Source organism: Thermogemmatispora sp. (assembly GCF_019683635.1).
Lineage (GTDB): Bacteria > Chloroflexota > Ktedonobacteria > Ktedonobacterales > Ktedonobacteraceae > Thermogemmatispora.
The window spans coordinates 46497-55948 of sequence record NZ_JADGIA010000008.1; the positions used below are offsets into that span (position 1 = coordinate 46497).

Consider the following 9452-nt stretch of genomic DNA (forward strand, 5'->3'; position numbering starts at 1 on the left):
GCCCGATCAAGGAAGGAGCAGGACATGGAGCAAGATCTTGAGCAGCGCCTGGCCATCTTTGAGCGCGAGGGCCTGGCCGCTCCGGCGATCGTGGCCTTTGTGCGCCAGATCCTGAAGTGGCTGGAGCAGGAAGCCCAGTGCCCTGGCGATGAGGAGCACATGGGGCCGCTGGCCAGTCACCTGCTGCTGGCTCTGGAGCGCATACGGCGTGGCGAAGGTCTTGGCTCGGCCTGGAGTCCGCTCGTGCACGAGGAGGCCAGCGCCCTCAAGGTCCTGCCCAGGCTGCAGGACTGGGCGGGACAGATCCGCGCGCAGGCTCTCCAGCAGCTTGACCTGAGCCTGCCCGCCGAGGAGGAGGATTTTCTCCTGCTCCATCTCGGGGCCCTGGTGCTCCGCGGTCAGGAGCCGTAGAGCGCCCTGCCCGATCCGAGAGACAGGCTGCTGACTCCAAAACAGGCCCGACAGGGGGTGAGAGGCGTAACCCATAACCAGCAAGTAACTCAGTCGATCAACGACATGACCGGACGACAGTAAAGCCTGGCACGGGCCTGCCGGTCAGGCTTGCCATCAGAGAGGCAGGAGGTGCGCGAACGATGGCAACCATCTACATTGGCGGTGTGGGCAAGGCCGATCTCAAGCGCCTGCTCGAACAACGCCGTGATCCCACCCTCAACGTGGTCGTCAGCAACGATCTGGAAGCCGGGCAGCTCCTCAAGCGCCGCAGCGACGCCTACTACATCGGCACCTGCCACACCGGGGCCGGTGGCTCGCTGGGTGCCCTGATGGCCTTCCTTGGGCGGCAGCGCTGCCACACCTTTGGGAGGCAGGCGCGGGTCAGCGTCGAGGAAGTGCAAAAGCTGCTCGCGGCAGGTATTCGCGCCTTTGGCGTCTCCGTCGACCAGATCAATACCGTTGTCCCCGTGCTGGTCGAGGCCATCCAGAGTTACCAGCCTCCACGCTCGTAGCTCCGCGGCGCCCAGTCTTCAGTCTCCAGCCTCTGCCAGCACCGACAGCGATCAAGCGAACGCAGCAAGCCAAGCGCAGCGGCAGCGGCTTGCTCCCCGCAGCGCAGAGACAAAACGACGCCGCGCCATGCCGTGCCTGCTCTGCCTGGTGCTGGTGCCGGGCGGGAGGCGCAGGCCGCCGGACGTCGTGAAAGGAAAGGACCGCTATGAGTCTGCATCTGACGCCCCTGGTCATTGTCTTCACCATTCTGGCAACGGCCTTTGCCGCGCTCCTCTCGCAGATGGCCCTGGCCGTCTTCAACGACGGCGTACGGCCCTTCCTGCTCGACTTTTATCGTGGCGAGCTGGCGCGCCCTCAGATGACCGCCATTGCCTTCGGCCTCTCGGCGGGCTTCATCTTTGGTCTTGGTGTCCCCGTCGCCTTCTCCTCTGGCGTTCTTAATCCCTGGGTCCTCTTTCTGCCGTCGGACATCCTCGGCATCCTCTCGCCGCGCAAGTGGATCGCCCCCATCCTGGGCGCGGCCTGGGGCGCGGTCGTGGTCTTCGGCCTCAGCGCCGCTACCACCGCCGCCAACAGCCTGCCGGTGAACTTCCTGACGGCCATGCAGCAGATGTCGACGCCTATCCTCTATCTTTTCTCCTTCTTCCCGACGGTGGCCGTGACGATGCAATTCGGGCGCCTGCGGGGAATCATCACCTTTGTGGTGAGCATCTTTGTGATGCTGATTACGATGAAATGGCTGCCCTCGGTTTTCCCTGGAGCAACCACGATGGCGATCGGCGTCATTCTGCTGGTGGCCTTCGCCGTCGCTGAGGAGGTGACGCGCGCGCGCAGCGAGCGACAGAAGGCCCAGGCGCTTCAGGCCACCGAGGCGGCCTCGCCGGGAGCAGCGTCGGCTGAGGAAGATGATCCGCCGGCCTCGGCCAGTGCCCTGGCCAGCGCTGCCGATGCCGATGATGAGACCTCCTCGATCTTTGCGGCCAACGCGGCGCGCCTGCGTCGCCACGCCCCCTATTTTATGATCATGGGTCTCCTGCTCGGGGTGCTGGTGAATACCCACATGTTCGCTGGCGGCGAGGCGACCAGCTACGTTATTGCCAAAGGCCAGTTTGCCAATGCGGCCCAGATCGACTTTTATCGCGCTCTTGGTTTCATTCCTCTGATTGTGACGACGGCGGTAGCCTCTGGGGCCTTCCAGATCGTGGGCTTCACCCTGATCTACCCGGTAGCCTATCTGCTGCCCAACCCGATCCTGGCGGCCATTGCCGGCGCTTTGCTCTTCGGCATCGAGGTCTTTATCTTGAGCTATATCGCCAAAGGCATTGCGGCCCTGCATACGATCCGCGATGCTTCCGATAACATTCGCAATGCCATCAATCTGACGCTGGAGGTGGCCATTCTCTTCGGCTCGCTGGCGGCGGGCAATGCAATGGCCAGCGGCCTGGGGATTGCCATTGTGGGTGGCCTCTATGCCCTCAACGAGGTTCTTGGGCGCCCGGTGGTGCGTATGGCAGCGGGGCCAGTCGGCGTTATCATCGCCGGCATCGCTCTGAACCTGCTGGCCTACGCCCATCTCTTTACGCCGATCCCGATCAAGTAGGATCGCGCGATCGGGGCTGCCTGTTGGCCCGGGTTGCTGGCCTGGCCGGTTTCTGAAGCGCCATGCCAAAACCCGGGCAACGGGAGTCTGAGTCTTCTCTCTGAGGAAAGGAGCGGTCATTGTCTGTAGCCAGTGCCTCTGCAGGAGTGCCTGAGCGGCTGCTGGTGCCGACGGCTGCCGGGGTGCAGCCGCTGGCCGATGGCCTCATCTATGCCCACGAGCACCTCTGGCTCGACCTGTCGACGCCCGAGGACCCGGCGGGCAAGCTGGACCGCCTGGATCTGATTGCCGAGGAGCTGAGCGAGCTGAAGCGGCTGGGAGTCGCCGCGCTGATCGAGCAGACCTGTCGTGGCATGGGGCGCGACGTCGGACGCTTGCGCCAGCTGCAGCTTGCCAGCGGCGTGCAGATCATTCCAAGCACCGGTTTCTATCATCAGCGCTTTCACCCGCCGGAGCTGGCGCGTCTGAGTGTGGACGAGATTGCGGCCCTGCTGGAGGAAGAGCTAGGCACGGGTCTCGACGGCACCGGGGTGCGTCCGCTGGTACTGGGGGAGATCGGCGGCTCAGGGAGCGTGCTCCATCCTGACGAAGAGAAAGTCCTGCGCGCCGTGGCCCGGGTCGCCAGACAGCAGGCGGTCGTCGTGGCGACGCATGCCCATTTAGGGCAGGGGGGACTGCGCCAGCTCCAGATTCTCTGTGAGGAAGGGCTGGAGCCGGCGCGCATTCTGATCGGTCACCTGGATCTGGCGCCCTCGCTGGAGGAGGTGCTCGCTGTGGCGCGCCAGGGGGCCTATGTGGGCTTCGATACCGTCGGCAAGGAGCGCTATGCTCCCGATGAGCGGCGTCTGGCCTGGATTCTGGCCCTCTGTCAGGCCGGGCTGGCGGAGCGCCTGCTGCTCTCCTGCGATATCTCGCGCAACAGCTATCTACAGCGCCTCGGCGGGCAGGGCTACACCTATCTCGTGCGCGACTTTCTGCCGCGCTTACAGGCGGCGGGTCTGCCGGCGGCCACCATCGAGGGGCTGGTCGTGCGGAATCCGCGGCGCTTTCTGGCCGCCGCCCTGGAAAGGAGGCAGGCGTGAGCGTGGTGCATGCGGGGGCGCGCCTGCCGCCGTTGAGGCTGGAGGAGGCGCGGCGCCTGCAGTTTCGTCTGATCGAGACGCTGCGTCGTCACTTCCCCGGCCAGGAGTGGCTGACACGGGGTGAGCTGGGCGTCGGTGTCGATGGCGAGGGCAGCCGCTTCACGCGCCATGTCGAGCGGGTGCTGGCGGCCTTCTTCGGCAGTGAAGAGGCTGTACTGGTAACCGGGGCCGGCACGGGAGCCATTCGCGCGGCCCTCTTCGCCCTCCTGCCGCCGCTGAGCCGCATTCTGGTACACGAGGCGCCGCTTTACGCTACCACGGCGGTCACCTTTCGCGCCGCCGGCTACGTGCCCGTGTCCGTCGACCTGCACGATCGAGAGCGGCTGCGCCAGGTGCTCGGCGACGCAGCCTTGCAAGCCGTCTATCTGCAGCACACGCGCCAGCGCCCGGACGATCACTATGATCTGGGGGCGGTCATCGCCGAGGTGCGGGCCGTCAGGCCAGAGCTGCCGATCGTTGTGGACGACAACTACGCCGTCGCCAACACGCCGCGCATCGGCGTTGAGTTGGGGGCCGATGTCAGCGCCTTCTCCGCCTACAAACTGCTTGGGCCAGAGGGGATCGGGGTTGTGCTCTGCTCGCAGCCGCTGGCGCGGGCGATCCGGGCCGACATGTACTCGGGCGGCAGCCGCGTGCAGGGATTTCAGGCTCAGGAGGTCTTGATGGGGCTGGCCCTGGCCTTTGTGGCCAATGCCCTGACTCAGGAGAGCGCCGAGGCCGTGGTGGAGCGCCTGCGCACCGCGCCGCCGCCGGCCTGTGCCCGTCACGTTGTTGAGGCGCATGTGGCCAGTCTGCAGTCGCCGGTAGTGCTCGTGCGCCTGCGCCAGCCCCTGGCGGAGAGGGTCGTCGTGCGCGCCGCCGCTCGTGGGGCTGCGCCTTTCCCTGTGGGGGCGATGGCGCGCTACGAGCTGGCGCCCCTCTTTTACCGCATCTCGGGCACGATGAGCGCGAGCCTGGGGGCGGAAGAGGCGCAGCACTGGCTGCGCATCAATCCCATGCGGGCCGGTCCCGAGACCGTGCTTGCCATTCTGGAAGAGGCACTGAGCGAGGTATGACTGTATGTTTCTCGACGCTGTGCGCCGGCGCAATCCCGGGCTGCTGCGCTTCGCGGCCCTGCTGCATCGCAGCGGCGTGATCCCCCCCAATACCTTTGTCTTCGACCGCGGCGCAGTGCGGCGTAATGCGGAGCGCCTGGCGGCGCGGGCGGCAACGCTGGGGCTGGGTCTCTACTACATGGCCAAGCAGATCGCCTACGATGCCCAGCTGGTGGCGGCCATCCGCGCCTCTATTGCAGGGGCGGTAGCGGTCGACTGGATGGGGGCCGAAGCGCTGCTGGCTCAGGGGGCGACGGTGCGACACGTGGGCCATCTGGTGCCAGTGCCTCTGCGCCTGGTGCCGACCCTGATGACTCAGGCGCAGCCCGAAGTCTGGACGCTCCTCGATCTGGAGGCGGCGGCGACCATCAACAGGGCGGCGCTGGCCTTGGGGCGGGTGCAGCCGGTGCTGTTACGCGTCAACGGCGGCGACTTCTTTCCCGGCCAGGAGGGCGGTTTCGCGCCGGAGGAGGTGCTAAGGGTGGCGCAGGCCGTTGCGCGCTTGCCCGGCCTGCGTCTGAGTGGGGTGACCAGCTATCCCTGTTTCACCTGGGACGAAGGGGCGGCCTGCTATCGCCCGACGGCTAATCTGGAGGCCCTGATCGCCTCTGCTGAGCGGCTGCGGAGCGCGGGGTTTGCTATCGAACAGATCAATGCTCCAGGCAATACCTCGCTGAGTGTGCTGCCGCTGCTGGCGCAGTATGGGGCCAGCCACGGGGAGCCGGGCCATGCCCTGACCGGCACGACGCCTGAGCAGAGCCTTGGGAGCAGCGAAGAGGAGCCGGCGGTGGTCTACGTCAGCGAGGTCTCGGCCCAGCTTCCTGGGGGGCAGGCCCTGGCCTACGGCGGCGGCCTCTACGCTCGGGCCCATGCCCGCCAGGCTCTGGTCGGTGAGAGTCCAGAGGAGCTGGAGGAGCGCGCGCCCGTGGCGGTGCGCTTCCCGCCGCCGCAGTTCATCGATTATCAGTGCTTGTTGGAGCCGCCCCCTGGGCGCCGCCTGCCGACTGGGGCAACGGTGATCATGGCCTTCCGCTTCCAGCTCTTTGTCTTGCGCAGCTATCGGGCCGTGGTCGAGCAGGACGGCCAGGGAAGCTGGCGACTGCTTTCCCTGACGCCTCCTGCCTGGCAGCCTGCTTCCTGGCTGACTGATTCATCGGGGATAAAGGATGATGAGCGCGACGCCCACTGATCGAGTGGACGCCGCGCTCACGAAGCTGCAGAGTAAGGGGCACGCAGATTGAGGTGGCGGAGGTTTTTCTGCTCGCTGATTTCACCTCGTCCTTACAGACCTCGCTTGCCGTCCGCCCAGTAGGGTTTCGTTTTGAGGCGCTGCCGTTCGAGGTGGTAGCGCTGCATCAGGACTTGGCGGATGGCTTGAATGCTCTGGGCGTGACCGACCAGGTAGAAGGTCTGCTCTGCCAGATTGATTCCCTCTTGCTCATGCTCAAGCCAGCGCAGGTGAGCGGCCCCAGGCTGGCCGTCAAGGCGTGGGATGATGGTCAGCTGAGGAAATAAGGTGCTGACGTCTGGATGTTCGGACGCACTGACCTCAATGACTGGGCGGAATAGGTCTGCCTGCGGGTGGGCTGCCTGGAAGGCCAGGCCAAGGCCAAGGGCGGTTTCGTCGCCGAAGAAGAGAGCGGGCGCCCCGCCTCTCTCTCGACCGCCTCGTTGCGGTGAGAGCAGAGGACGGGGTGCCCGTGTGCACAGAGAGCACCGCATGCAGCACCAAGGCCGGTGGTGCCTGTAGGGAGAGGGATCTGACTTGTCGGTCTCAGGCGTGGGTCTTGCAGAGCCGGCCCGGCGCGTGTCAGGGGGGCCGTAGCCACCTCCTATGAGAACAGCCCCAGCTCGACCCCGAGATGGAGCACGTGGGGATTATTGCTATCCCGCTCCTGTAAGCGCTCGTAGAGCTGTTGCACCTGCTCCTTTCCCTGTCGAGATTGCATAAAGCGGGCCAGTCCCAGGGCTTCCTTGGCGCTGTGGGCGCTGGCTTCCAGTTCGTTGGCCGCCAGGTGCAGGCGGGCCTCGGTCAGAGAGAAATAGAGCTGCCAGAGCACCAGGTCTGGGGTCAGGGCTTGCCAGGCCAGGGCCAGCTCCTCGCGCGCCTGCTGCAGGAGCTGGCGGTCGCCCTGCTGCTCTCCGAAGACCAGCAGGGTTTTGGCGCGCTCGTGGTGGACGCCGGCCAGGTTCAGCTTCAGAAAGGAGCCGTCGTCTTCGGGAGGCCGGCGATAGGCCAGGGTGGTGGCCTGCTCCTGCCAGCGCCGGCATTGGCTGCGCAGCGTCTCGTCCTCGACGGCAAAGGGGGCGTGGGCGGCGGCGCTCACCAGATAGATGTTGCCCCGGAGCACCGGCTGAACGCGCTCGCTGTACTGTAAGGCGCCTTCAGCAGCCCGCTTAGCCTCGGCGGGGTTGCCATACTCTAGCTGCGCTTCGGTCAGGCTCATCCAGGTGGCGCCGGCCAGCTGGGGGTCCTCCAGCTCCTCAGCCAGGCGCAGAGCCGAGGCGTAGTAGTCGAGTACGCGCTGGCGGGCATGGGGATCACTGGCTCCCTGATCGCGCTCGATTTCGGCGGCCAGCCGGTAGTAGCGGCAGAGGAGTGCCTGCCAGGCTTCGCGGTCGTGGGATGGCGCTTGCCGGGTGGCCAGCTCCAGACGGCTCAGGCAGCGTTTCAGACGGTAGAGGTAGCTGACGAGGGTGCCCTGTCGCCGGGCCTGCCAGGCCAGGGTCAGGATGTCTTCGTAGTGGTAGTAGGCGTCTTCGGCGGCCAGCTCGCTGAGCGATTCCTGGGCGGTGGGGGTGCCGTGGGCGTCCTGGTAACCAAGGAGACGCCAGTCGAGGCCGAGCAGGGCTGGCGGAATGCGCAGGAGCTTTGCCAGGAAGATCCGACGCGCGGTATCGTTGAGCATGGCAATCGCCTCCCATTCGCGCACCGTGCGCCACTCGACGCCGGCGGCGATGGCCAGGTCTTGCTGCGTCCATCCACGTCGCTTACGGTAGCAGCTGATGACCGCACCGTGATGCGGCTGGTTGAAATCGCCGGGCGGGAAGTCGCCGTAGCGAGACCACCAGTACGTGCCAGTGATCATCTTTCTGGGCCTCCTCCCTTCACTGTAAGCAGTATAACCGCAATCTTTTAAATTGAAAAGACGGTACTTATGATGCTCACTTCTCCAGTGACATTTTCTGGGTATTGTGAGCACGTCATTTCTGACTTATAATTGTTGAGAGAGGTCGATTTATGATCTCTCACTAAATTATGAATTATTGTTTCATTGCCGATCATGGCCCTCTGGCCCACACGGCTGTGTCGGGCCGGCCAGAGGCAAAGAGAGGAAGAGATGGAAAGTGATTGTCCACCGAGAGCGCCCCATGATGGCCCTGAGCCGCAAGCCGAGCGGGTGACCTCTCTCTTGCAGCAGCTAGCTGCTGAGTACGAGGCGGCGCGTCGAAGTTTGGCGCGAGCCTCGTGCGACTACAGCCGCCGGGCTTTAGTTGAGGCGCATTTGCGGGCGGTAACAGCCTGGCAGGCTGAGCTGAGCCAGATGCTAGGGGAGGCCCTGGCTCTGGCTTTGGTCAAAGCCCGTCTAGAGGAGGTTGATCGGCGGCTGGCTGCTGAGGAAGGGGACAACGCTGTGGCGCCGGGTGAAGAGCCGTCGCTCTGACTGGGTCCCATCGGCACGGCCACGCCGGTTGGTCGCTCCTGTGTTGGCTGTCTGGGCTTCTGGTCCGGTTCAGACCGGGAAGGCTCCTGCGGCTTGCTTCTGTCGAAGTGGAACATGGCGAGGGCTGGCCTCCTGTCTTCGTTGAGTTGCTACTCTTCTCTGCTGCTCTGGGTGTCTCTACCTCGGTCTTGTCAGCGATCTTGCTAGCCGGCCTGGGCGGAACGAGAGCGCTCAATTGAGGCTCTCGCGCCGCGGGTAGTAGCGTAGGATGCGGGCGAGGTAGCGGATGAGGCGTCGCCCCATGCGTAGCTCCAGAGGGAACGGCTGGAGGCTGCGGCAGGTCTGCAGCCGGCCCAGAGCATTTTCGCTCAAGCCCAGCAGCCAGCGGAGCTGGCGGATCTCCGGTTCACTGAAATAGAGCAAGGAGTCGGGGGCGTGTTCCAGAACCTCCTGAGTGCGGGTCTGCAGGAGTTTGATTCCTCGCTCTAGTTCGGCCAGGATCTCTAGCGTGTTGTGGTCGGCGCTATATCTTGGGGAAAGGAGGATTTCCAGCTCGCTGGTCTCCTGGGTTTCTTCCCAGCGCTGCCAGTGCTTCTGGGCGCCTGGTGAGAGCAGCTGGAAGGCCACTGTCTGGAGGTCTTCGAGGGTGCGCCCGGCGAGGACCCACTCCAGGAGCCCTGGTAGAGGGAAAAGCTGCGAGTTAGCCAGGAGCGGTCGAGGGCGCTGGCGCCTGGATGGCTGGCGACGTTTATGGCGGCTCATCGCTTGCACCCCCAGACGGTCAGAAGGCCGCAGCGCGTGCCGTATTGTTCCCATTCGGCGGGCAGGGCGGCCAGGGTCTCCTCGATCTGCTGCAGGGGGAGCTGGTTGACGCTGGCCAGGGCGGGGGCGACGCTGTGCAGGGAGGCGAGCAGGCCCTGTCGGAAGAGGGGGGCGCCGCCGGCGTTGGCCGGGCGGGGGGCCAACCACTGGGCCCCCGAACGGT

General features: G+C 65.4%; 11 protein-coding genes. 7 read left to right on the top strand and 4 right to left on the bottom strand.

Translation table 11 applies throughout. The features are described from left to right. Positions 1–24: 24 nt before the first annotated feature. From IRZ31_RS02135 to IRZ31_RS02160, 6 genes are all read left to right on the top strand, one after another. A complete protein-coding gene (locus tag IRZ31_RS02135; protein WP_297149050.1) occupies positions 25–411 on the top strand; it encodes a hypothetical protein in 387 nt (128 codons plus the stop codon). Positions 412–593: 182 nt separating this feature from the next. Further along, positions 594–965, top strand: coding sequence for a DUF2620 family protein (locus tag IRZ31_RS02140; protein WP_112432109.1), 372 nt, complete (start codon positions 594–596; stop codon positions 963–965). Positions 966–1171: 206 nt separating this feature from the next. Next, entirely contained in the window at positions 1172–2566 is a 1395-nt protein-coding gene (locus IRZ31_RS02145; protein WP_297149052.1) for a YhfT family protein, read from the top strand. A gap of 119 nt (positions 2567–2685) precedes the next feature. Further along, positions 2686–3648: a hypothetical protein gene (locus tag IRZ31_RS02150; RefSeq protein ID WP_297149054.1), complete on the top strand. Its 963-nt coding sequence runs from the start codon at positions 2686–2688 to the stop codon at positions 3646–3648. Next, positions 3645–4763 carry an aminotransferase class V-fold PLP-dependent enzyme gene (locus tag IRZ31_RS02155; protein WP_297149056.1) on the top strand — a complete coding sequence of 373 codons (1119 nt, stop codon included), beginning with the start codon at positions 3645–3647 and terminating at the stop codon, positions 4761–4763. Before IRZ31_RS02150 ends, IRZ31_RS02155 begins: the two co-directional genes overlap by 4 nt. 4 nt (positions 4764–4767) lie before the next feature. Further along, positions 4768–5991, top strand: a complete 1224-nt coding sequence (locus tag IRZ31_RS02160) for an alanine racemase (protein WP_297149058.1) — start codon at positions 4768–4770, stop codon at positions 5989–5991. A gap of 92 nt (positions 5992–6083) precedes the next feature. Here IRZ31_RS02160 and IRZ31_RS02165 read toward each other — a convergent pair whose 3' ends face one another. Continuing rightward, on the bottom strand, positions 6084–6524 hold the full coding sequence (locus tag IRZ31_RS02165; RefSeq protein WP_297149060.1) for an SIP domain-containing protein: 441 nt from the start codon (positions 6522–6524) through the stop codon (positions 6084–6086). Positions 6525–6634: 110 nt separating this feature from the next. Next, positions 6635–7891 carry a hypothetical protein gene (locus IRZ31_RS02170; protein ID WP_297149062.1) on the bottom strand — a complete coding sequence of 419 codons (1257 nt, stop codon included), beginning with the start codon at positions 7889–7891 and terminating at the stop codon, positions 6635–6637. Positions 7892–8143: 252 nt separating this feature from the next. Here IRZ31_RS02170 and IRZ31_RS02175 point away from each other — a divergent pair, with 252 nt between their 5' ends. Further along, positions 8144–8467 carry a hypothetical protein gene (locus IRZ31_RS02175; protein WP_112432121.1) on the top strand — a complete coding sequence of 108 codons (324 nt, stop codon included), beginning with the start codon at positions 8144–8146 and terminating at the stop codon, positions 8465–8467. Between the two features lie 231 nt (positions 8468–8698). Here the strand turns inward: IRZ31_RS02175 and IRZ31_RS02180 are convergent, their stop codons facing one another. Further along, positions 8699–9229, bottom strand: coding sequence for a hypothetical protein (locus IRZ31_RS02180; protein WP_112432123.1), 531 nt, complete (start codon positions 9227–9229; stop codon positions 8699–8701). Beyond that, positions 9226–9452 (bottom strand): hypothetical protein (locus tag IRZ31_RS02185; protein ID WP_297149066.1); only part of this gene is annotated, 227 nt, incomplete at its 5' end. The genes IRZ31_RS02185 and IRZ31_RS02180, both read right to left, overlap by 4 nt.

Bases quoted from the DNA above. Each gene is read 5' to 3' on its own strand.
- IRZ31_RS02135 (WP_297149050.1), top strand. From the start codon at position 25: ATGGAGCAAGATCTTGAGCAGCGCCTGGCCATCTTTGAGCGCGAGGGC.
- IRZ31_RS02140 (WP_112432109.1), top strand. From the start codon at position 594: ATGGCAACCATCTACATTGGCGGTGTGGGCAAGGCCGATCTCAAGCGC.
- IRZ31_RS02145 (WP_297149052.1), top strand. From the start codon at position 1,172: ATGAGTCTGCATCTGACGCCCCTGGTCATTGTCTTCACCATTCTGGCA.
- IRZ31_RS02160 (WP_297149058.1), top strand. From the start codon at position 4,768: ATGTTTCTCGACGCTGTGCGCCGGCGCAATCCCGGGCTGCTGCGCTTC.
- IRZ31_RS02165 (WP_297149060.1), bottom strand. From the start codon at position 6,524: ATGCGGTGCTCTCTGTGCACACGGGCACCCCGTCCTCTGCTCTCACCG.
- IRZ31_RS02170 (WP_297149062.1), bottom strand. From the start codon at position 7,891: ATGATCACTGGCACGTACTGGTGGTCTCGCTACGGCGACTTCCCGCCC.
- IRZ31_RS02175 (WP_112432121.1), top strand. From the start codon at position 8,144: ATGGAAAGTGATTGTCCACCGAGAGCGCCCCATGATGGCCCTGAGCCG.
- IRZ31_RS02180 (WP_112432123.1), bottom strand. From the start codon at position 9,229: ATGAGCCGCCATAAACGTCGCCAGCCATCCAGGCGCCAGCGCCCTCGA.